This is a genomic window from Aeromonas sp. ASNIH2 (genome assembly GCF_002934795.1).
Lineage (GTDB): Bacteria > Pseudomonadota > Gammaproteobacteria > Enterobacterales > Aeromonadaceae > Aeromonas > Aeromonas caviae.
In genome coordinates this window covers 783,620-805,856 of sequence record NZ_CP026406.1, presented here as the reverse complement: position 1 = coordinate 805,856, position 22,237 = coordinate 783,620, and the positions used below count along the sequence as shown (strand labels likewise).

The following is a 22,237-nucleotide window of genomic DNA, read 5'->3' as shown; positions in this document are numbered from 1 at the left end:
CGATAAGCTCCGGGCGCGGAGCTGACTTGATCCCTGCCTGGTCATCACTCTCCCTGGGTTGGCTGGGTATGTTCGGGGGCGCTGCTCAGCAGATCCTGCCCCTCGTCCTGGCTCAGCACCAGATAGCGCTCGTACTGGCGCAAGACGTCGGCACTCAGCTCGTCCCGGGTCAGGTACTGGATGTCGTAACCGGCACGGCCATCGGCAAAATAGGTGATGGGCTCGAAGATGCGGGCCTCGGGATCGTGGTTGTGGGCCGCCTCCAGGGGGTTGAAGGCGGGGGCGGGGCGGGCCTCGATGCGCACCCCGTAGCAGAAGTCCCGGCGACCCTGCTGGGGCACCAGCAGATGGCACTGATCCGGCCCATCCTCTTCGACCCGGCTGGTGATGCCCCGGGCAGCGAACTCCTGACTCAGGGCCGTCAGGGTGGGCAGGGCGACCTTGTCCACAAAGGCGCGGGCCTCCTGCTCGGTGGAGGGGCGCAGCAGGTGATCCATCCGGGTGCGCCACTGCTTGCCGTTCCAGAAGTCAGTGGCGGGGGAGAGGCGCCTGGCCGAGTGCTCCTTGTCTGCGACAAGGCCGCGGCAGAGTCCGAGGCAGAGCAGCACCATGATGAAGGCAAACGGCAGGGCGGCGATGAGGGTCATGGACTGGAGTGCCGCCAGCCCCCCTGTGCTCATCAGGGTACCCGCGGTGACCCCGAGCAGCAGAGCCCAGAACAGGCGCTGCCAGACTGGTGAGCCCTCCTTGCCCTGAGTAGCGATATTGTCGATGACGAAGGCTCCCGAGTCGGCGGAGGTGACGAAGAAGACGCTGATGAGGATCACTGCGAGGGCCGAGGTGATGTCCGCTCCCGGCAAGAGGTCAAAGAAGTTGAACAGCAGGGTGTCGATGTTGCCGACCGAGTCGATGAGGCTTGTGCCCCCCTCATGCTGGCTGGCCCAGATGGCGGCGTTGCCGAACACCGTCATCCAGAGCAGGTTGAAGGCGGTGGGCACGAACAGGACGCCGAGGATGAATTCGCGCAGGGTGCGTCCGCGGGAGATGCGGGCGATAAAGAGGCCGACGAAGGGGGACCAGGAGATCCACCAGGCCCAGTAGAGCAGGGTCCAGTTGCCGAACCAGCCCGCCTGGCGGGTCTCGCTGTAGGTGAAGGTGCGGAAGGTGAGCTGGCTCAAAGAGGAGACATAGTTGCCAATGTTCTCCGAGAGGGCCCCCAGCAGGTACTGGGTGGGGCCGGCCACCAGCACGAACAGCAGGAGCACGATGGCGAGAAAGAGGTTGAGCTCGGAGAGGCGCTTCACCCCCTTGTAGAGACCGGTGACCGCCGAGATGCCGGCGAGGGCGATGACGACCCCGATGAGGCCGAAGCGAAACAGCTCCCCCGAGGTGTCCATGCCGGTGAGGCGGGTGATCCCCGCCGAGAGTTGCATCACGCCATAGCCCAAGGTGGTGGCGATGCCGAAGATGGTGCCCACCAGGGCGAAGACGTCCACCGCGTGGCCGAGCGGCCCGTGGATCTTCTCCTTGAAGATGGGATAGAGGCCGGAGCGGATGGTCAGGGGCAGGTTGTAGCGAAAGCCGAAGTAGGCCAGCACCAGGCCGACGATGGCGTAGACGGCCCAGGCGTGAAAGCCCCAGTGGAAGAAGGTGGTGACCATGGCCTCGCGGGCGGCCACCTGGGTCAGGGGCGTCGCCTGGGGCGGGGAGACGAAGTGGCTCATGGGCTCACCCACCCCGAAATACATGAGCCCTATCCCCATCCCAGCGGCGAACAGCATGGCGAGCCAGGAGGTGAAGCTGAACTCCGGGCGGGCATCGTCCGGCCCGAGGCGAATGTTGCCAAAGTGGCTGAAGGCGATCACCAGCAGCAGGATCAGGAACATGCCGACCACCAGCACATAGAACCAGCTGAAGTGCTGGGCTATCCAGCTCTGGCCGCTGCCGAAGAAGCGGGCGGCGGCCTCCGGGGCCAGGGAGCAGATGGCCAGCAGCGCCAGGATGAAGAGCAGACCCGGGATGAAGATGGGCAGCGACAGGGTGCATCTGGGGGGGCGAGGAGCGTTCATGGGACACCTTTGGGTGGAAGGACTCAAGACACTATAGGCCCCTCGGGGGCAAAGCAGACAAGGGGTGGACGGCGAGTGACGGGGTCAACGGCCATGAGCACCGTGGGGGAGGTACTCGTCGTACTGTTTTTTTCATCGTACTTTATGTATTTAAATCAGATGGTTACCGCTTTCTTGTTTGTTAATAGCGAGTTGATGCCGTTTTTTGGGAAATCTTTTCCCCCCTCGTCCGGTTCTATTGAACGTAGCCGGATGAGATGCGCCGGAGACATCACTCTCGACAACAAGGAATAGAGACATGAACGTGAAAAAGAGTACTGCCATCGCCTCTGCCATGACGGGTCTGCTGGCCCTGGGTGCCCAGTTCATCGCCGCGCCGGCCATGGCTGCGGATGACAAGGAGAAGTGCTACGGCGTGGTCAAGGCGGGCAAGAACGACTGCGCCACCAAGGGTGGATCCTGCGCCGGCACCGCCAAGATGGATGCCCAGGGGGATGCCTTCGTGGTGGTGCCCAAGGGGCTGTGCGAGAAGCTCGCTGGCGGGTCCCTGCAACCCAAGTAAGCCGCATGCCATGGTGTGGCGCCCGCCACATCATGGCCCTATCTATTGAGAGCCCAGCCATGAACCCCTTGATCGGTATCGGTTTACGCCCCCCGCACTACGACGAGATCCGCCACACCCTGCCCGGAGTGGGCTGGCTTGAGGTACACAGCGAAAACTACTTCGAGCGCCACAGCCAGGGCTTCGAGGTGCTGGCGGAGCTTGCGAGGCACTACCCCGTGAGCCTTCACGGAGTCGGCATGTCGCTGGGCTCCGCCGATCCTCTCGATGCCGGGCACCTGCGCCAGCTGGCAGCCCTGGTGGCGGCCATCTCGCCGGTGCGGGTGTCGGAGCACCTGAGCTGGGGCAGCATCGGCGGGCGCTATTTCAACGATCTGTTGCCCATGCCCTACACCCGGGCCGCTCTTTTGCACATGAGTGACAAGATAGATCGGGTGCAGCAGACACTGGGCAGACAACTGCTGGTCGAGAATCCCTCCTCCTACCTGCAACTGGCGGGGGAGATGGGAGAGGCCGAGTTTCTGGCCGAGCTGGTTGGGCGCAGCGGCTGCGGCGTCCTGCTCGATCTCAACAACCTCCATGTGAGCGCGGTCAATCACGGCCTGGAGGTGGACGACTATCTGGCGACTATCGACCTCGACACGGTCGGCGAAATTCACCTGGCCGGTTTTACCGAGAAGCACCTGCCTCAGGGGCCCCTCTATATCGACACCCACAGCACCCCCGTGGCCGAGCCCGTCTGGGTGCTCTACGAGCAGGTCTGCCAGCAGCGCGCCATCCCCACCCTGATTGAATGGGATCTGGCGATCCCCCCGCTGCCGGTACTGCTGGGAGAGGCGCAGCGTGCCAGCGAGATCCTGAGCGCGGCACAGCAAACATCCAGGGAGGCCGCCCATGTCTGAGCGTGTTTTCCCGCAAGGTACTTTTGTGAGCGGTCTGCTCGGGGAGGCCGCCCATGTGTGAGCTAGGTTCCCTGCAACGCGCTTTTGCGAGCGGTCTGCTCGGCCAGGATGATGCCATCCTCGGGCACATCCAGCCGGGGCGCTTTGCCCCCGATGCCCTGTTGCAGATCTATCGCAACAACTTCATCCTCGGCCTCACCGAGGTGCTCGCCAGCAGCTACCCCGCGGTACGCGCCATGGTTGGCGAGACCTTCTTTGAGGCGGCGGCACGAGGGTTCGTACTGGCGGCACCTCTGGAGGAGGGGAGCGTCATGGACTACGGGGAGGGCTTTGGCGACTGGCTGGCACGCTTGCCCACCACGGCCGCGTTGCCCTGGCTCGGGGATCTGGCCCGCTTCGAGTGGGGGCTGGAGCGGGTCTCGCTGCTTGCACCAGAGACGCGGCGCTGGCCTGCCGAGCGGCTTGCCGCCATGACCCCTGACCACTGGGAGCGGCTGGTGCTGCATCCTGCCTGCGATCTGCTGCTCCTGGAGAGCCCCCATCCGGTGCTGGCGCTCTGGCAGATGGCCCTGCACGGCGGTGAGACGGTCAGGGAACTGGATGCTGTCTGCTCCCTGGCACTGAAGAAACGTCCCGGACACCGGGTCGACCCCATTCCCCTGGATGCCGCCGCCTGGCGTCTGCTGCAAGGCTGCCTGCAGGGCAGGCCGCTGGCCAGCCTGCTGGCTCAGGATCCCGCCATGGCCGAACACCTGGCCCCCCTCATCACCCTCGACCTGCTCGTCGATCTGGAGCTTGCCCCATGACAACGCAAACCCTTGCCAGGCCCCTTGGCCCCCTTGTTGAACGCATCTTGCCTTGGTGCAGCGGTGGCCTGTTGCTGCTTGCCAGGCTCTGGGTCGCCACCATTTTTCTGCGATCCGGCTGGCTCAAGTTCACGGCCTGGGACAGCACCCTCTATCTGTTCGAGTTCGAATATCAGGTGCCCCTGCTGCCCTGGCAGTGGGCGGCCTATGCGGGCACGGCGACCGAGCTGTTGCTGCCCCTCTTCCTGCTGGCGGGCCTCTTCACCCGTCCGGTCGCCTTGCTGCTGTTTGGCTTCAACGTCATGGCGGTTATCTCCTACCCGGCCCTCTGGGCGGGAGGCTTTCACGATCACCAGTTGTGGGGCTGGATGCTGCTGACCCTGGCCGTGTGGGGGGCGGGCCCCCTGGGGCTCGACAGCTGGCGCCTTGCCCGTCGCTCGCCTCCGGCGTAAGGTGGCCGCACACGAGCCCTGCCTGACTGACGGGTGGGAAAGGAATGCAAAGGAGAAGAGATGAAGGTTCGCGAGGCCCTGGCGGCCGATATTCCCGCCCTGACGACACTGCGCATGGCGCTCTTTTGTGAGGTGGGGGAACTTGCCCGGCCCGATGAGGATCCGGTCCTCAGGGAGGCGACGCAGGCCTACTTCATTCAGGCGCAGGAAGAGGGCAGCGCCCGTAGCTGGGTGGTGGAAGAGGAGGGCGAGGTGGTGGCGTGCGCCACCCTGGCACTCTTCGTGCGCCCGCCCTACCCGGGCAATCTGGCGGGGCGGGAAGGGTACCTGCTCAACATCTACACCCGGCCGGCCTGGCGCAGACGGGGAATGGCGAATGCCCTGCTGGTGGCCATGGTGGCGTATGCCCGCGAGCAGCAACTGGGCAAGCTGTGGCTCCATGCCAGCAGTGATGGGCGCGCTATCTACGAACGGTTCGGCTTTGCCGGCAATCCCGCCTGCCTCGAGTGCGTACCTGGCCGTTAGCCTCCTCTTTTTCTGCACCGGGTTGATCCTCTTTCACAAGGGCTGCGTACTGGGAGCCCTTGGCGGCATCGCCGCTTTTCTATACACTGCGCGCTCCATTCGTTTCAGTCGTCCGACCACTTATGTCGGCGCTGGCGGTGCCGATACCCTCTGTGGGTGAGGCCGTGGTGCCCATGGGGATGGTCAACGAGGAAGAAGTGTCATGTTCAATCAGAAGCTCAAAGCGCAGTTGCAGGCATGTCAGACCCGGCTCGACGAGGAGCAGGGCATCATAGAGGCGATCAAGGCGGGTGCCGCCACCGTCATCTTCAGCCCGGAGGGGATCATCCAGGAGGCGAGCACCCCTTTCCTGGCCCTGATGGGATATGGTGCCGCCGAACTGATTGGGCAGCCCCACAGCCAGCTCTGTCCGAGGGCCTGGGGGGAGTCCGGTGACTATCGCCAGTTCTGGCGCCGCCTGGCCCAGGGGGAGGTGCAGTCAGGCACCTTCGAGCGCGTGAACCGGCAGGGGGAGACGCGCTGGCTGGAGGCGACCTATTTCCCGGTGAAGCACCAGGGCCGGGTGACCCGGGTACTCAAGATTGCCAGCGACGTCACCGAACAGCACCAGCGGCTGGAGCGGCTCGAGGCGCTGACCGAGGCGTTGGACCGCTCCCGGGCCATGATCGAGTTCACCCCGAACGGCGACATCCTCCATGCCAATACCAACTTCCTGAGCGTCATGGGTTACACCCTGAGTGAGATCGCGGGCAGGCACCACAGGATCTTCTGTGACGAAACCTTCCTGCGCGAGCAGCCCCGTTTCTGGGAGGAGCTGGCCCGGGGCCAGTTCAAATCCGGCCTCTTCATGCGCCACAACAGCCGGGGGCAGGCCGTCTGGCTGGAGGCGACCTACAACCCCATCCGGGATGGCAGCGGCAAGGTGGTGCGGGTGGTGAAGTTCGCCAGCGACATCACGGCGCGCATCGAGCAGAACCACGCCACCCGGGAGGCGGCCCGCCTGGCCCACAGCACCGCCCAGGAGACCCTGCACAGCGCAGAGGAGGGGGCGGGCTTGCTGCGCGCCGTGGTGCAGACCTCTTCCCTCATCGCCTCCCAGGTGGATGAGGCCATCGCCCTCATCGGCCAGCTCAACGAGCAGTCCAGAAGCATCGAGGCCATCGTCTCGACCATCAGCGCCATCGCCGATCAGACCAATCTGCTGGCCCTGAACGCCGCCATTGAGGCGGCGCGGGCGGGGGAGCAGGGGCGCGGGTTTGCGGTGGTGGCGGACGAGGTGCGCCAGCTGGCCGCCCGCACGTCGCTCTCTACCGACGAGATCGCCAGGGTGGTGCAGAAGAACCGCGAGCTGACCGCCAGGGTGACCGACGACATGGCCGGGGTGGCGGGCAGCGCCGAACTCGGCAAGCAGCAGATCGCCGGGGTGGACAAGCTGATGAGCGAGATCCACCAGGAGGCGGACAGGGTCTCCCAGACGGTGTCGGCCCTCTCCATCTGAGGGGCTGACCGCAAGATTGCCAACAGAGTGAGCGATCGGACGGCCAGGCTGAACCCTGGCTGTATGACGCCCCCCTTCGTCATTGTGCCGCCCGGCCCCCTTGTTTAGGCTGCCGCCTCCTTTTTATTGAGCAGGTAGACAACAATGGCAGTACGACAGAGAGGCAGGGCACTGGCCCTGCTGCTGGGAGTGGGGGCGAGCCTGGGGCTTGGTGGTTGCATGGGCCAGATGGGCCTCTCTTCCATGGTGACCAAGGGCAACCTCAGCGTGGTGGACAACCGCTACGGCCGTGCCGGCGTCTTCGTGCTCCTTTCCCCCGTCTATGGCCTGGCGGCCACGGCGGATCTCTTCGTGTTCAACACCATCGAATTCTGGTCCGGCAAGAACCCCATCACCGGCAAGGCGCCCGCCCTGGTGGATAAGAAGAGCGATGCGATCATCAAGGTGAACCCGCACCTGGATCCTGCCCTCAACCAGGTGCCGCTGGCCCTGCTGCCCCAAGGGGTGCGCGAGGTACAGGTGAGCTACCCGGACGAGCGCACCGCCCAGATGGAGATCCACTACATCGACGGTCAGCGCAGCCTGATGCGGGGAGAGATGCGCGGTGAGCGGCTGGATCTCTATCTGGACGACAAACTGGTCTCGACCCTGAGCCGTGAGCAGCGCGATGCGGCGGCAAGTCGGGGAGCGGTGCAGGTATAATTTGTCGCGCCCCTGATCCTTTACTCCCGACAAATGCTATACATGCCTGCGGGCAAGTACGCCCCGATGTAGAGGGAGTGGGCTATGACGGTAAATGGATTGCGTTTGGCAGAGCTGATTGGTTCTCTCAGTCATGCCCTGGACATGACGGAAGGGCAGCCGAGAGGCCACTGCATCCGCTGCTGCTGGATAGGCTCTCGTCTGGGGGAGCAACTGGGACTGGATGCCCGGCAGCGCCACGACCTCTACTACACCCTGTTGCTCAAGGATCTGGGGTGCAGCAGCAATGCCGCCCGCATCTGCGAGCTCTATCTCACCGACGATCTTCACTTCAAGCGCGACTTCAAGCTGGTGGATGGCTCCTTCTCCGAGGTGGTCAACTTCGTGCTGGGCCACACCGGCTTGCAGGCGGATCTGCTGGGCCGTTTTCGCAGCCTGTTCCACATCTTTCGCAACGGGGATCAGATAGCCAACGAGCTGATCCTGACCCGCTGCCACCGGGGGGCGGACATCGCCCGCCAGTTGCGTTTCAGCGACGAGGTGGCCCAGGGGATCCTCTCCCTGGATGAGCACTGGAGCGGCAAAGGGCGGCCGCAACAACTGGCGGGGGAGGCCATCCCGCTCTTCTCCCGCATCGCCCTGCTCTGTCAGGTGGTGGACGTGTTTCACGCCGCCGCCGGGCCGGACGCGGCGATGAGGGAGCTGCGCGAGCTCAGCGGCAACTGGTTTGATCCCGCCCTGGTCAAGGCCTTCGAGGCGCTGGCCGATGACGCCTTCTGGCAAGGGCTGGCGGATCCCGCGTTGGCGGAGCGGGTCTTCGCCCACCCGGCGGGGCAGGGGGAGGTGGCGCTGGATGAGGATTATCTGGACGAGATAGCTGCGGCCTTCGGCCAGGTGGTGGACTCCAAGAGCCCCTATACCGCGGGGCACAGCGGCAGGGTGGCGCTCTATACCGACATCCTCGCCGCCCAGATGGGGCTGTCCGAGCCGCGGCGACGCTGGCTCAAGCGGGGTGCCCTGCTTCACGATGTGGGCAAACTCGGGGTGAGCAACGCCATCCTCGACAAGCCGGGCAAGCTTGACGAGCAGGAGTGGGCGGCGGTGCAGATGCATGCCGCCTACACCGAGGAGATCCTGAGCCGCATCGGCGCCTTCGAGGAGCTGGCCCAAGTGGCTGGCGCCCACCATGAGCGACTCGACGGCAAGGGCTACCCCAAGGGGCTCAAGGGGGAGGCGATCACCCTGGAGACGCGCATCATCACCACCGCCGACATCTTCGATGCCATCACCGCCAAGCGTCCCTATCGGGATGCCATCCCGGTGCCACGTGCCCTGGAGATGATGGCGGAAAACCTGGGCACGGCCATCGACCCCGACTGCTTTGCCGCCCTGAAGGCGGGGATAGAGGACTTCTCCCTCTACCTCACTCCGGAGCAGCCCCTGGCTCGTGCAAGCTAAGGCGCGAGCCCGAGACAAACAAGCCCCGCATCGGCGGGGCTTTTTTGTGGGCGGTTGCAGGCGGCGCGATCAGGGGCGGGCCGAGGGCTTGGCATAGGGTTGCAGCACCAGCCCCAGCAGGCGATGGAGGTGGGCGAGCTGCTCGATGAGATGGAGATTGAGCCAGAGGTAGCCGCCAAGGGTGGGGTCGTGTCCCTGGCCTGGCGCCTGGCTTGCGTCCCCATCGAGCCTGGCGGCGGCCTCTTGCAGGCGGCCGATGGCCTGGTCGGCCGCCGTGGTATCGCCGCTCTTGAGCATGAGGGCGAGTTCGGTGAGCACCGACTCTGTCGCCTGCTGGCAGGCGCGAAGCCCCGGGTGGCTCTGCATCAGGAAGTGGCTCTGGCGATCCCGCCAATAGGTGTTGGCCAGCATCTCCAGGGTGCAGACGCTGTTGCGAAGGGTGGTCTGGGTCGCCTCGAACAGCGGGCTGCCAAGGCGGGTCTCCTTGACCGCCGGGGCCAGCAGGGGGCGCAGGCTGACTATTTTGGCGAGCAGGCGGGCATGGCTTCGGGTGAGCTTGGGGCGCTCCAGCACGTTGGGGGAGAGGTGGGTGTGGTAGAGCCGCCCGGCCTGCTGCAGGGTGTCGTGCATCTGCAGACGCCAGTGGGTATAGGCCCGCTGGGGGTAGATGCTGCAAAACAGCAGGGCCAGCACCGACCCCAGGATGACGTCGCCGCTGCGCCAGAGCGCGGTCTCGATGTCCCCGGGCACCCCGCCGACGATGACCCCCAGGGTGATGCCGATGAGCAGCCCCACATAGGGGCGCTTGCCGAGCGCCAGGTAGCCGCACAGGAACATGATGGCGCAGCACCAGGCCAGCATCAGGGGCAGGGAGTAGAGCTCCAGATAGAGGGCCACCACCCCGCAGGCGGCGCCAAAGACGGTGCCCACCACCCGTTGCAGGGCGCGCGACAGCACGTTGCCCCAGAACGAGATGGGGCCCATCACCACCACCAGGGTGATGAGGGGCCAGGTGCTCTCCGGCAGCTTGAGCTCCCGGGTCAGCAGGAAGGTGAGGGTGAAGGCCAGGGCGATGCGCAGGCCGTGGACCAGGCGGTAGCGGCCATAGATGAGCAGATCGAAGCGGGAGAGCGGGGCATTGAGGCGCAAGGGCGTTCTCTTATCTCGGGTCAGGGTGGTGAGGATAGCAAGGGGGACGGCATTCGCCTTGACCTGCGTCGTTTCCCCGGTTCATGCGGGCGCACCTGTCGGCAGGCGCACCATAACCCGCTCGCCGGGGGGAAGGGCCGCGCTACCCGGCGCCCGTTCGATGCGGCAGTTGGCACTGTCGTGGCCCCCATCCACCGGGCGCACCAGCAGGGTGCCCGCCTCGTCCTGACTGAGCAAGCCGGGCACAACGCCCTGCTCTGCCGATGGGGGCAGGGCCGCCAGCAGCCGGGCGCAGAGGCGAAGGGGCGGTGGGGCCTGACGGGGTTCGTGCGGGGGCAACCGGGCGCAGATGAAGTCGGCGATGGCCTCCAGATCCTCGAAGGGGAACCGGGGCAGGGTCGTGGCCTGGGGGGCGTCGCTCACGAGGGCGACGATGTCAGGATCATCGGGGAAGAGCAGGGGCCGGCCGATGGCGGCGCGATACAGCTCCACCTTGGGAAAGCGCCTGTGCTTGAACCCCTCGACCAACAGCAGATCCAGGGCGCTCGTATCGAAGCGGGCCAGCAGCGCCTCGAAGGGGGGCTCCCCCTCCGGGGTCTCCCGGATCAGGGCGTGGCGCCGGTCGGAGGCCGCCATCACCTGGGTGGCGCCCGCCTGGCGCAGGCGGTGGCTGTCCTTGCCGGGCTGGTCCATGTCAAAGGCGTGGTGGGTGTGCTTGAGCACCCCGAGGCGCAGACCGCGCGCCACCAGGCGCGGGATGAGGCGCTCCAGCAGGGTGGTCTTGCCGGTGCCGCTCCAGGCGACGAAGCCGAGCAGGGGCAGGGGGCTTATGGCGCGCCCCCTTCCCGCAGCCTCGCCTCCCAGGCGGCGAGTTCGGCCGGGCTGTTGAGGTTGACGAAGGCGTCGGGCAGATCGGCAAAGGGCACCACCGCCATCCGGTGGCGGGCAAACCAGGCCCCGGTCTTGCGCTCCCCGTCCGCCAGCGCCTGTTGCAGGGAGGGGCGCAGGGCGCGGCGCAGCAGGGCGACCACGGGCTGGAGGTGCTCCCCGTCGTGGGCCACCACCAGATCGGTGTCCGGGGTGATGGCGGCGAGAAAGCGGGTCATCAGATCAAGGGGCAGGGCGGGGCCGTCACAGGGGACGAACAGCACCCAGTCGTGACGGGCCGCCGTCAGCCCCGCCAGCATGCCGGCCAGCGGCCCCTGGAAGTCGGCCTGCGCGTCCCCGATGACGGGAGCAAGCTGCCGGTAGCGAGCCTGGCTGCGGTTGGCGTTGATCAGCACCTCGTTCACCTGGGGGCGCAGGCGGGTCAGCACGTGTTCGATCAGGGGAGTGCCCGCGAGGGGCACCCAGCCCTTGTCATCGCCCCCCATGCGGGTGGCGCGACCGCCCGCGAGGATGACGCCGCTGACGAGAAAAGCGGGGGAAGAGGAAGGGGTCATGGTGCTCCGTTGCTCGCAAAGGGATGCCCACAGGGGCGTGTCGGGATCTTGCGCCAAGGCGGGCGTGGGAGCAACCTTCGGCTGTCCCGGCAAAGGCGCCTTTGGCCGCAGGGTTTGTCCAAGCTCACAAAACCGGATCGGCAAACGTCATATGATCCCCAGCATTCTGAGCCTTGCTCTCCTGCCTGATGGCAACTTCATGTAAATCAAAGAGAATGACTATGGCTACCGGACAATATCTGCTGTGGAAAGATGCACAGGGTCACGATTTTCGCCCCGTTGCGCTGACGGGCACCAATCTGCTCAACGATCGCAACCTCAACAAGGGCACCGCCTTCACCGAACAGGAGCGGGCCGATTTTGAGCTGGGCGGCCTCTTGCCGCCCCAGGTGCAGACTTTCGAAGCCCAGCTGGAGCGGGTCTATGAGGCCTTCCTGAGCGCCTGCAGCGACATCGAGAAGTACCAGAACCTGCGAGCCTTGCAGGATCGCAACGAAACCCTGTTCTACGCCCTCCTGTCCCGCCACGTGGAGGAGATGACTCCTTACATCTACACCCCGACCGTGGGCAAGGCGTGCCAGGAGTTCAGCCACCGCTTCCAGAAGCCGCGCGGCCTCTACATCACCCCGAAGAACGTCGATGACATGGGCTCCCTCGCCCGCCACATGGATGCCAAGGCGGTGCGCATCATCGTCGTGACCGACAGCCAGGGGATCCTCGGCATCGGCGATCAGGGGGTGGGGGGTATGGGCATTCCCATCGGCAAGCTCGCCCTCTATACCCTGGGGGCGGGCATCCACCCCGCCTGCTGCCTGCCCATCGCGCTGGACGTGGGCACCGACAACCAGGCGCTGCTGGATGACCCCATGTATCTGGGTCAGCCCCACAGGCGCATTCGCGGCAAGGAGTACGACGACTTCATCGACAAGTTCGTGGCCGGGGTCAAGCGCCACTTCCCCAACGCCGTGCTGCAGTGGGAGGACTTCAGCAAGTCCAACGCCTTCAACAACCTGGCCCGCTACCAGCAGGCGCTGCCGTCGTTCAATGACGACATCCAGGGCACCGGGGCCGTGGTGCTGGCGGGTATCATTGGGGCCGTCAAATCCAAGGGGGAAACCCTGGGCCAGCAGCACTACCTGGTCTACGGGGCCGGGGCTGGCGGGGTCGGGGTGGCGGATCAGATCTGCGCGGGGATGATCCGCGAGGGGCTTGACCCGCAGGCGGCGCGGGATCGCATCTACATCCTGGATACCCAGGGGCTGGTGTGTGACAACCGCGAGGGGCTGGATGAGTACAAGCGCCGCTACGCCAAGCCGGGCCTCTTGCTGGCCCAGTGGGATCTGCAGGGCAAGGTGGGGCTGACCGAGGTGCTGCGCCACGTGCCCATCACAGTGCTGCTCGGCACCAGCGGCGCCGGTGGCGCCTTCCAGGAGGAGCACATCCAGCTGATGCTGACCCACTGCGATCGCCCCATGGTGTTCCCCCTCTCCAACCCCACCGCCAACTGCGAGGCGTTGCCGGAAGACATCTTCCGCTGGAGCCAGGGGCGCGCCATCGTCGCCACCGGCAGCCCGTTCAAGGACGTGCATCATGATGGGCAGGATTATCGCATCGGTCAGGGCAACAACGTCTTCATCTTCCCCGGGGTGGGGCTGGCGGCCATCGTCAGCCAGATCCGCGAGATAAGCCCGGACATCTTCACCACCGCCGCCTTTGCGCTCGCGGAGTGCGTGAGCGAGGCGGATCTCGCCCGGGGCACCGTCTACCCGAGGATCAGCGAGCTGCGCAACATCTCGGTGCACGTGGCGACCGCGGTGCTCAAGGATATCGTGCGCCGGGATCCCTCCCACCCGCTCATCGGTCAGGATCTGCAAGAGCACATCCTGAGCCATATGTGGGAGCCGGTCTACCTGCCCTATCGCCGGGTCTGAGGTGCGACCTGCCCGCACGTGTCGCGGGCATGACGATACCATAGAAACAGAGAGGGTGGCCCAGGCCACCCTCTCTGTTTTCTGCCCTGCTGTGTGTGCGGGGCAGGACGCTGCCACCTATTGAGCGGGCGGGGGCACCAGGCGGTCATCGACGCTGCCATCGCCTCGAAGCTGGTTGCCATTGGCGTCGACGGCGTCCACACCGTTGTCGTCCACCCGGCCACCGGCATGACGCTCCCCGCCTGCATGCTTGTCGCCACCGCCGTGGCGATCGCCGCCAGCGTGCTGGTCGCCACCGGCATGTTCGCCCTGACCACGGTCATCGCCGCCGTGGCCGCTGTCGTCCCCGCCATTGTTTCCGTTATGGCTACTATCGCCTCCATTTCCGCTATTGTTTCCACTGTGGCTACTATTGCCCCCACCGCTGCTGTTGCTGCCTCCGCCGCTGCTGTTGCTGCCTCCGCCGCCGCTGTTGCTGCCTCCGCTACCACTGTTGCCGCCGCCTTCCCCCCCTTTGTTGTGCACGATCAGCCCATTGGCCACATAGCTGTGGCTGCCATCGAGGATCAGGTTGAACAGCGCCGTGGCGGGCGGGGCATCAACCCAGGAGAGGGAGGTCACCGGCAGTTCGACAGGGTGCGGCGCCAGCGCCAGGTTGCCCGCGCTGCCCCCCTCTGACCAACCCAGCAGGTGCATGCCGGTAAAGAGCGGCAGCACGGCGAGGGCCGGGTTTTCGGTGCGAGTCATGGCCGGTGCGATGGCCGCCCAGCCCCGGGTGGTGAGGAAGGGGTGCTCGGCGGTAAAGAAGGGGGGCAGATGATTGAGCCCGTAGAGCCTGCGCGCCCCCAGCGCCACCCGCTCGATGGCCTGGATGCGGTTGCTCTGCCCGTGCCTGCCCCGCACCCGATCGCCGATCCGCAGGGTCTCGATGGGGCGTTCGCAGCCATCGGCCATCAGGATGCGGGTACCGGCAATGAAGCAGGACTTGGCATGGGCCTGGTTTACCTGCCACTGGTGGTGGTCGAAGTCATAGCTCAGCGGGGTGGCGAACAGGGCCAGGGCGATGGCCGAACCCAGCAGCAGTCGGCGCTGGCTGGGTTTGAACGAGGGCAGTGACATGGGGAACTCCTTGTCGGTGTGGGGTCACGCCTTCGAGTATAGAGAGGGGATTGGGGCGATATCTGCGTCGACCAGTTGAAAGCCTTGTCATGTCAACTCGCCGGAAAAACGATTGGCGTTGGCCATAAAAGTGCGTAAAATCGCTTCCTCGATGCTTGTAGCAGCGAATCCCGCCTAAAAAGCCAGTTTCATGCCCTCCCCAAGCAGTAAAAGGCAACAAATGACGCCGTTTGGCCCGTTAGCTGCCTTGAAAACGTCTTGTGATGACTGAAAAGTGTCAAATATCCCTGTCAGTTATCAAAAAATTAAGGATACCCATGTTTTCCTTGGTCAAGCAAAGCGTCGCCGGGCTGCAAATTCTGTTTGTCGCCTTCGGTGCCATGGTGCTGGTGCCCCTGCTCACCGGTCTGAACCCCTCCATGGCCCTGCTTGGCGCCGGTGTAGGCACCCTGCTGTTCCAGCTCTGCACCCGTCGTCAGGTGCCGATCTTCCTCGGCTCCAGCTTCGCCTTCATCGCCCCCATCATCTATGCCACCCAGACCTGGGGCCTGCCCTCCACCATGTTCGGTCTGTTTGCCGCGGGCTTCATGTATTTCATCCTGGCGGCCATCATTCGCGCTCGTGGCATGGGCTTCGTGCACAAGCTGCTGCCCCCCGTGGTCATCGGTCCCGTCATCATGGTGATCGGCCTGTCGGTGGCCCAGGTAGCCTGCAACATGGCCATGGGCCGTGCCGGCGGTGAGCAGGTGGTGCCTGCCACCACGGCGCTGACCCTGGCGGGGATCTCGCTGGCGGTCACCCTGATTGCCGCCGTGTTCTGCAAGGGTTGGATCAAGCTCATCCCCATCCTGTGTGGTGTCATCGCCGGTTATGTCTCTGCCGTGCTGATGGGCCAGGTGAGTTTCGATGGGATGGTCAACGCCCCCTGGCTGGCGTTGCCCCACTTCGAGACCCCGGAGATCAACTGGGCCGCGGCTCTCTTCATGCTGCCGGTGGCCATCGCCCCCTGCATCGAGCACATCGGCGGCGTGCTGGCCATCGGCGGCGTGACCGGCAAGGATTACACCAAGGATCCGGGCCTGCACCGCACCCTGGCCGGTGACGGCATCGGCGTCTGCTTCGCCGGTTTCATCGGTGGTCCCCCCGTCACCACCTATGCGGAAGTGACCGGCGCCGTGATGATCACCCGCAACTTCAACCCGGTCACCATGACCTGGGCGGCGGTGTTCGCCATCATTCTGGCCTTCTTCGGCAAGTTCAACGCCCTGCTCACCTCCATCCCCATGCCGGTGATGGGCGGCATCATGCTGCTGCTGTTCGGATCCATCGCCGCCATCGGTCTCAAGACCCTGGTGGAGTCCAAGGTGGATTTGGGGCTGTCCCGCAACATCGCCATCGTGGCGGTGACCCTGACCGTGGGTGTCGGTGCCCTGGAGATGAAGATCGGCGACTTCGCCCTGGCGGGTGTGGGGCTGGCTTCGGTGGCGGCGATCCTGCTCAACCTCATCCTGCCCCAGCACTCCGAAACGGGTGCCATGGAGAGCGCCAAGGATTAAGCGCCTGGCTTGCTGTACGTTGAGATGATGAAAAAGAGGCCACCTTCGGGTGGCCTCTCTCTTTTTGCCTGCGTACCACTGAACCCGGGCTCCCCATGTGAAGCGGCTACACTCAGGGGCACCATTGACGGGAGAGGACGAAAGGATGAAGAGGGCATGGATCCTGGCCCTGCTGGGGCTGATGGGGAGCGGCGCGGCCGAGGCCGGTGCGGTGCGCTACGAGGTCGAAGGCAAGCCGTTCGAGGGCTATTACCTGGCGGGTGCCGACAAGGATGCCCCCCTGGTGGTGCTGGTGCACGACTGGGACGGGCTCAACGGTTACGAGATCAAGCGGGCCGAGATGCTGGTGGCCCTGGGCTACAGTGTCTTTGCCGTAGATTTGTTCGGTGCCGGGGTCAGGCCGAGCACGGTGGAAGACAAGAAGCGCCTCACCGGGGCCCTCTATCAGGACAGGACCAGGATGCGCACCCTGCTGCAAGGGGGATTGGCGGAGGCGGGCAGGCAGGGGGGGCGGCTCGACAATGCGGTGGCCCTCGGTTACTGCTTCGGCGGCGCCGCCGTGCTGGAGCTGGCCCGCAGCGGGGCGGATCTCAAAGGGGTGGTGAGCGTACACGGCGGGCTGGAGACCCCGGCCGGGCAGGGCTACAAAGAGGCGAAGGGACAGTTGCTTGTCCAGCACGGCAGCGCCGACGAGGCGGTCTCTCTGGGTCAGTTTGCGGCGCTGGTGGCCGAGCTGGAGAGCGCCGGTGTGAAGCACGAGGCGACCAGCTACAGCGGCGCCCCCCACGCGTTCAGCGTCTTTGGCTCGGACAACTACCGCACCGATGCCGATGCCAAGTCCTGGCAGCGTTTCACCGGTTTCCTGAAGGAGGTGACCGGCTCCTGAGGGGGCCGGCTCACGCAGGCCATGGCAGTGCCATGGCTTTTTTTATGCCCGTTTTTTGCCATCTCAGGGGAGGGCGATCACCCTCACCCACATGGCCCCCTTGCCCACCTCGTTCCGTGGGCCCGGGGTGAGCTGGCCGCTTTCGGGGTCGATGGCATGCAGCGCCACCTCATGGGATTGCTGCCCGGTCGCGATGAGCCAGTGGCCGCTGTGGTCGATGGCAAAGCCCCGGGGACAGGCCTCGGTCGGGAAGTGGCCGAGGGGGGTGAGGGCGCCATCTTGGGGGGAGACGCCGAACAGGGTGAGCAGGCTGCTGGCCCGTTCGCTGGTGTAGAGAAAACGTCCATCCGGGGTCAGGTGCAGGTCGGCGCCCCAGCGCTCCCCTTCATAGCCTGGGGGCAGCATGTCCAGGCTCTCGCGCGCCACTATCTGTCCGTCCGCCTCCCTGTGGTAGCGACTGAGGGTGGCGTCGAGTTCGTTGAGGCAATAGAGATCGCCGTTGTCCGGGTGCAGTGCCAGATGGCGGGGCCCGGCGCCGGGGGCGGTGTGAATGTCCCCCAAGGGATGGGGAACCAGCCTCTCGTCCACCAGGGCAAAGCGGCGCACCCTGTCCTCTTTCAGGCAGGCCACCAGCAGATCCTGCTCCCCGTTTTGCCCCGTAAGCCAGGTGACCGAGTGGGCCGCCATCAGGTGGTCGAGACGCTGGTGAGGGGGCTGCATCCGGCCCGCCTGATCCTGGCGGGAGACGGTGACGTGGTTGAAGGCGTAGGAGGCGGCAAAGAAGAGGCGGCCGCTCCCATCGGTGCAGGTGTGGGAGGCGCTGCCGAGCAGCGGCGCCGAGGTCGGGGCCCCGAGCCGCCCATCGGCGGCGATGGGGAAGCTCAGCACCCGAAAATCGGGGCGCACCCCCGCATGGAGCCAGCGCCGGTCCGGGCTGATGACCAGGGGCTGCACCTCGCCGCCGGTCTGCACTTCCTGCAGCGGGGCGAGGGTGCCTGCTTCGAGGCGAAACACATGGATCAACCCGCTCACCGGGTTGGCCACATAGACCACTTGTTGCATTGCATCTCCTTTGCGACGGCCATCCGTCGGGTCAAGGGAAAGGGAGTCCCGGCGTCTCAGGCGGGGATCAGGATCTCGCGAATGACGGGCACCACTGACAGTGCCAGCAGGGCCGCCATCACCTGGTTGAAGCGGCGACGGGCAAGATCGTTTGCCAGCCAGCGCTTGAGCAGGGAACCGCACAGGAGCCAGAGTCCGACGCAGGGGAAAGAGACGATGAAGAAGGTCAGGGCGATGACGAGGTGCTGCTCAAAGGGGTCGCTCCCCGCGCTGGTGAAGGCGGCGATGGCGCCGGTGGCAACCACCCAGGCCTTGGCATTGACCCACTGGAACAGGGCACCCTTGAAAAAGCCGAACGGGCGGGCCCCGTTGCTGTCAGTCATCCCGTCCGTCGGGCGGGCGATGAGCCAGGCAAGATAGAGCAGATAGAGGGTGCCCGCGCACTTGATGAACAAGTGGAGTTCGGGGAAGCGGGTAAAGCGCTGGCCAAAGCCCAGCCCCACCAGCAACAGCATCAGGGTGAAGCCGACGCAGATCCCCATGAGCAGGGGCAGGCTCTTGCGTATCCCGACGCTGGCGCCGGCGCTCATCACCATGATGTTGTTGGGGCCGGGGGTGACCGATGCCGAGATGGCAAAGAGCACCACGGCGTAGAGCGAGTCCATTGGGTTCCTCGTGCAGACAGTCCGTTGTCTTCCCTATATTGGGGGCGATCTGCGCTTTCCAAGGCGGGGGGCGGGCAGAAAAAAACAGGCCCCGTGACGGGGCCTGTGAAGTGGGCGGGATCAGACGGGCTGGTTCCCTGCCGGCGGCAGCGCCGGGCGGGATTCCACCTTCTGTTCGTCTCCCTGCATGTTCTTGATGTAGACGTCCATCTGGTTGAACGCGATCTCGATGCCATGCTCGCGGAACAGCACATCGATGCGGCGGTTCAGCTCGTCGATGGCCGGGTTGCGATCCCCCAGCTCGCTCACGAAGAAGCGCAGCTCGTGATCCAGGGTGCTGGGCCCGAAGGTGAGGAAGTAGACGATGGGGGCCGGGTCTTTCAGCACCCGGCTGTTCTCCATGGCGGCCTGCATCAACAGCTTGCGGGTCAGATCCAGATCCGAGCCATAGGCCACTCCGACCCGGGCGATGACCCGGGTGACGGTGTCGGACAGGGACCAGTTGATGAGCCGCTCTATCATCAGCTGCTGGTTCGGGATGATCACCTCCTTGCGGTCGAAGTCGGTGAGGGTGGTGGAGCGGATCCTGATCTTGTTGACCGTGCCCGAGATGGTGCCGATGGTGACGGTGTCGCCGATCCGCACCGGGCGCTCGAACAGGATGATGATGCCCGAGATGAAGTTGGAGACGATCTGCTGCATGCCGAAACCGATACCGACCGAGAGACCGGCGGCCAGCCACTGCAGCTTCTCCCACTGGACCCCGAGCATGGCCAGCGCCGTCAGGCTGCCCACCCCGATCAGGGCGTAGTTGAGCATGGTGGTGAAGGCGTAGGCCGTGCCCTGGGCGAGGCGCAGCTTGGAGAGCACCAGCACCTCCAGCAGGCCCGGCAGGTTGCGGGCCAGCGACAGAGCCGCACCAAACACGAAGAGGCCGGTCAGCACGTCGCTCAGGCTGATGGGATAGAGCACGGCGTTGGCCCCGGTCCCCTCGCTCTTGTGCCACAGCACCACGCTGTCGAGGTAGGTGAAGACCGCCACCAGATCAGACCAGAGCCAGTAGAAGGCGACGCCGAACACCAGCAGCAGCATGATGCGGGTCAGACGCAGGGACTGCTGGCTGACCTCTTCCAGATCCATGGGCTGCTCTTCGATGGCTTCGCCCCCTTCCGCATCCTCCTGGGTCTTGTGTTCCCGCTTGGCGACCGCGCGGCGATAGGCCAGACGACGGGCCGCCAGCTCAAGACCGCGCAGGGCGGTGCGATAGACCAGACCCCAGATGATGATGAGGTAGAAGGACTCGATGAGCCTGCCGGTGAGTTTCAGGGCCGTGTAGTAGTAGCCAAGGGCTGCCAGCACCATCAGGGCCACCGGCGCCAGCGCCAGGGCGACGGCGGTCAGGGTCTGCAACATGCTCGCCTCGCCCTTGATGCGGGCGCGGGAGATGGGCAGCACCAGGTAGGCGGTCAGCCCCAGCAGCAGCATGGTCATGCCCTGGCCGATGACGTCGTTGCCAAGGGAGGAGGGCTCCACCACCGCCTTGGTCGACAGCATGATGAGGGGCAGCAGGGGCAGCCAGAGGTAGCGCATGCTGTTGCGCTTGGCCTGCAGCTCGTCCCGCGGCATGCGGAAGTGGGTCTCGCCGATGCCCCCCGGTCGCATCACCGACAGGTAGACGCTGAACACCAGGTAGCCGAGGGCCAGGTTCAGGGTGATCTGGAAGATGAGTCTCGGGCTCAGCAGGCCGCAATAGGCGAGCAGCAGGCCGGCGGCCAGGATGAAGAGGGTGCCCGGCAGGCGTTGCAGCACGGTGAACAGCAGGGCACGGGGGGTGTGCCACTGGCTGTCCTGACGAAAACGTCCCAGATCCTTGACGATCTTCTTCTGGCGCTCGAGCAGGGTGCCGCGCTTCCACAGCAGCAGGCCCCCCACCAGCAGCAGGGGCAGTGCCAGCAGAGAGACCGCCAGCAGCATGTCGCCCCAACCGCTCCAGTCCGGTTTCAGCACCCAGTCGGAGGCCTGCTTGAAGGCCTGGGCCGGCCAGGTGATGAACCACTTGGCGTCGATGGGCTTGTTGCTGCTCACCCAGAAGATGTGCTGTTGCAGGGTGAACTCGATGGAGGCATAGACCCGGGTCAGCTGCTGCTGGGTCAGTTGCAGGCTGATGGCGTTGGTGAGCTGGGCATCCATCTGGCGGTTGAGCTGATCCAGCAGGCCGATGCGGGTGTCGATGAGCTTGGCAAGGCTGGCCCTGTCTTCGTCGCTCACCGTCTCGCCGCTGCTGGCGATGAGGTTGTCCAGATACTGGTTCTTCTGGAACAGCTGGTCACGCTGCTGGCTCAGTTCGAACTGGGCCAGGTGCAGGTCGGCGATCTGCTCCTCCAGGTTCTTCACCAGGGTGGAGGGGGCCGCTTCCAGTTGCTGGTAGAGCTGATAGAGGATGCGCGAGAGCAGCAGGTTGCCCTTGAGCATCTGCACCTGTTCGTTGAGGTTGCGCTCGGTCTGGGTGCCGCGCTCCAGCATGCTCTTCGCCTGCAGGTTCTTCTGGGCCAGGGTGTTGAGGCTGTTGGTGGAGCTGATGAGTTGCTGGCTGAGCTGGTAGTTGAGCTCCTGCTCTTTTTGCACCAGGGGGTTGTCTTCGGCGGTCACCAGTTCGCCGGTCTCTTCGGCGGTCTTTTCGGTGTCCCCCAGGCGCTTGGCGCTGCTCTGCTCCTGCAATGCCTGCAGTTTCTGCTCTTCACTGGCGAGACGGGCACTCTGGTAGTCCCGTTGCTTGACCACCAGATCCTGCATGCTGGTGCGGTTGTCCAGCTCCTTTTGCAGGTTGGCCAGTTGCAGATCCAGCAGGGCCAGTTCGGCATTAAGCTTCATTTTCTCGGCGCTGCTCACCCCGTCCCCGGCGTTGAGGCGGGTGCGGATCTCCTGGCTGCGCTGATAGGCGCGGCTCATGCTGGCCTGGGCCCGCTCCGGCAGGGTCTGCAGGTTGGTGATCTGGCTGCCGATGGTGCCAAGGGCCTCCTGGGCCGCCTGCATGTTGGCCATGATCTCGGGTTGGCGGGCATCGAGCTCCGCCAGGCTCATGGTGGCGTATTCGTTCTTGAGCTGCTCCGGGCTCTTGCCCTGGGTCAGGGCGTCGAGCTTGGCGCCGATCTCCTTGAGCTCTGCCGGCAGGGTGCGCAGGCGTTCGCTCTGGGTTTTGGCCTTGCTCTTCTCCTTGTCGATGCTGTCGAGGAGGGAGAGGGTGTCAGTCAGGAACTTCTGGTCCGCCTGCTGGCTGGCCGTGGGGGTGTCCGATTTGCCGAGGGCGTCGAGCGCCCGCTGCACGGTGGCGCGCTGGGGCAGATCCTGCGCCAGGGTGCTCGGGGTCCAGAAGGTGATGAGTAAACAGAGCAGCGGCAGCAGGGTGGCCGAGGCTCTTTTGAAGCGTGTTGAGAGCATAAAGCGTCCGGGTGA

Annotated in this window: 19 protein-coding genes; 11 read left to right on the top strand and 8 right to left on the bottom strand. The window is 65.3% G+C overall.

Going from position 1 to position 22,237, the window contains the following annotated elements; translation table 11 throughout:
• Window positions 1–44: 44 nt before the first annotated feature.
• Window positions 45–2,069 (bottom strand): BCCT family transporter, encoded by a 2,025-nt coding sequence (locus C3F36_RS03665; protein WP_104454500.1) that lies wholly within the window; start codon window positions 2,067–2,069, stop codon window positions 45–47.
• A gap of 298 nt (window positions 2,070–2,367) precedes the next feature.
• On the opposite strand from C3F36_RS03665, the gene C3F36_RS03655 reads away from it, so the two are divergent.
• The 8 genes from C3F36_RS03655 to C3F36_RS03620 all read left to right on the top strand — a co-directional run bounded on the left by C3F36_RS03655 (window position 2,368) and on the right by C3F36_RS03620 (window position 8,974).
• Complete coding sequence (locus tag C3F36_RS03655) at window positions 2,368–2,631, top strand: BufA1 family periplasmic bufferin-type metallophore (RefSeq protein WP_010673595.1); 264 nt, start codon at window positions 2,368–2,370, stop codon at window positions 2,629–2,631.
• 59 nt (window positions 2,632–2,690) lie between these two features.
• Entirely contained in the window at window positions 2,691–3,533 is an 843-nt protein-coding gene (gene bufB / locus C3F36_RS03650) for an MNIO family bufferin maturase (protein WP_104454498.1), read from the top strand.
• Window positions 3,534–3,586: 53 nt separating this feature from the next.
• On the top strand, window positions 3,587–4,339 hold the full coding sequence (locus C3F36_RS03645) for an HvfC/BufC N-terminal domain-containing protein (RefSeq protein WP_104454497.1): 753 nt from the start codon (window positions 3,587–3,589) through the stop codon (window positions 4,337–4,339).
• Window positions 4,336–4,791 carry a DoxX family protein gene (locus C3F36_RS03640; protein WP_039039366.1) on the top strand — a complete coding sequence of 152 codons (456 nt, stop codon included), beginning with the start codon at window positions 4,336–4,338 and terminating at the stop codon, window positions 4,789–4,791. Before C3F36_RS03645 ends, C3F36_RS03640 begins: the two co-directional genes overlap by 4 nt.
• Before the next feature lie 60 nt (window positions 4,792–4,851).
• Window positions 4,852–5,316: a GNAT family N-acetyltransferase gene (locus tag C3F36_RS03635; RefSeq protein ID WP_010673599.1), complete on the top strand. Its 465-nt coding sequence runs from the start codon at window positions 4,852–4,854 to the stop codon at window positions 5,314–5,316.
• A gap of 202 nt (window positions 5,317–5,518) precedes the next feature.
• Complete coding sequence (locus C3F36_RS24065) at window positions 5,519–6,814, top strand: methyl-accepting chemotaxis protein (protein WP_104454496.1); 1,296 nt, start codon at window positions 5,519–5,521, stop codon at window positions 6,812–6,814.
• A gap of 144 nt (window positions 6,815–6,958) precedes the next feature.
• Complete coding sequence (locus tag C3F36_RS03625) at window positions 6,959–7,516, top strand: DUF3332 domain-containing protein (RefSeq protein ID WP_104454495.1); 558 nt, start codon at window positions 6,959–6,961, stop codon at window positions 7,514–7,516.
• Window positions 7,517–7,600: 84 nt separating this feature from the next.
• Window positions 7,601–8,974 carry an HD-GYP domain-containing protein gene (locus tag C3F36_RS03620; RefSeq protein ID WP_104454494.1) on the top strand — a complete coding sequence of 458 codons (1,374 nt, stop codon included), beginning with the start codon at window positions 7,601–7,603 and terminating at the stop codon, window positions 8,972–8,974.
• Between the two features lie 69 nt (window positions 8,975–9,043).
• Here the strand turns inward: C3F36_RS03620 and C3F36_RS03615 are convergent, their stop codons facing one another.
• The 3 genes from C3F36_RS03615 to mobA all read right to left on the bottom strand — a co-directional run bounded on the left by C3F36_RS03615 (window position 9,044) and on the right by mobA (window position 11,565).
• Complete coding sequence (locus C3F36_RS03615) at window positions 9,044–10,123, bottom strand: FUSC family protein (RefSeq protein ID WP_045523960.1); 1,080 nt, start codon at window positions 10,121–10,123, stop codon at window positions 9,044–9,046.
• An 81-nt stretch (window positions 10,124–10,204) separates the two neighbouring features.
• Entirely contained in the window at window positions 10,205–10,894 is a 690-nt protein-coding gene (gene mobB / locus C3F36_RS24140; RefSeq protein WP_233759745.1) for a molybdopterin-guanine dinucleotide biosynthesis protein B, read from the bottom strand.
• Window positions 10,895–10,950: 56 nt separating this feature from the next.
• Entirely contained in the window at window positions 10,951–11,565 is a 615-nt protein-coding gene (mobA, locus tag C3F36_RS03605) for a molybdenum cofactor guanylyltransferase MobA (RefSeq protein WP_104454492.1), read from the bottom strand.
• A gap of 221 nt (window positions 11,566–11,786) precedes the next feature.
• Between mobA and C3F36_RS03600 the strand changes: the two genes are divergently transcribed.
• Complete coding sequence (locus C3F36_RS03600) at window positions 11,787–13,496, top strand: NAD-dependent malic enzyme (RefSeq protein WP_053288261.1); 1,710 nt, start codon at window positions 11,787–11,789, stop codon at window positions 13,494–13,496.
• Between the two features lie 117 nt (window positions 13,497–13,613).
• Here the strand turns inward: C3F36_RS03600 and C3F36_RS03595 are convergent, their stop codons facing one another.
• On the bottom strand, window positions 13,614–14,615 hold the full coding sequence (locus C3F36_RS03595; RefSeq protein WP_104454491.1) for a Hint domain-containing homing endonuclease: 1,002 nt from the start codon (window positions 14,613–14,615) through the stop codon (window positions 13,614–13,616).
• A gap of 317 nt (window positions 14,616–14,932) precedes the next feature.
• Between C3F36_RS03595 and C3F36_RS03590 the strand changes: the two genes are divergently transcribed.
• Both C3F36_RS03590 and C3F36_RS03585 read left to right on the top strand, forming a co-directional pair.
• Window positions 14,933–16,171: a uracil-xanthine permease family protein gene (locus C3F36_RS03590; RefSeq protein WP_041213272.1), complete on the top strand. Its 1,239-nt coding sequence runs from the start codon at window positions 14,933–14,935 to the stop codon at window positions 16,169–16,171.
• Between the two features lie 145 nt (window positions 16,172–16,316).
• Window positions 16,317–17,057 (top strand): dienelactone hydrolase family protein, encoded by a 741-nt coding sequence (locus C3F36_RS03585; protein WP_104454490.1) that lies wholly within the window; start codon window positions 16,317–16,319, stop codon window positions 17,055–17,057.
• 63 nt (window positions 17,058–17,120) lie between these two features.
• Here C3F36_RS03585 and pgl read toward each other — a convergent pair whose 3' ends face one another.
• From pgl to mscK, 3 genes are all read right to left on the bottom strand, one after another.
• Entirely contained in the window at window positions 17,121–18,119 is a 999-nt protein-coding gene (gene pgl / locus C3F36_RS03580; protein WP_104454489.1) for a 6-phosphogluconolactonase, read from the bottom strand.
• A gap of 56 nt (window positions 18,120–18,175) precedes the next feature.
• On the bottom strand, window positions 18,176–18,784 hold the full coding sequence (locus C3F36_RS03575; protein ID WP_104454488.1) for a LysE family translocator: 609 nt from the start codon (window positions 18,782–18,784) through the stop codon (window positions 18,176–18,178).
• 120 nt (window positions 18,785–18,904) lie between these two features.
• Entirely contained in the window at window positions 18,905–22,222 is a 3,318-nt protein-coding gene (gene mscK / locus C3F36_RS03570) for a mechanosensitive channel MscK (RefSeq protein ID WP_104454487.1), read from the bottom strand.
• Window positions 22,223–22,237: the final 15 nt, after the last annotated feature.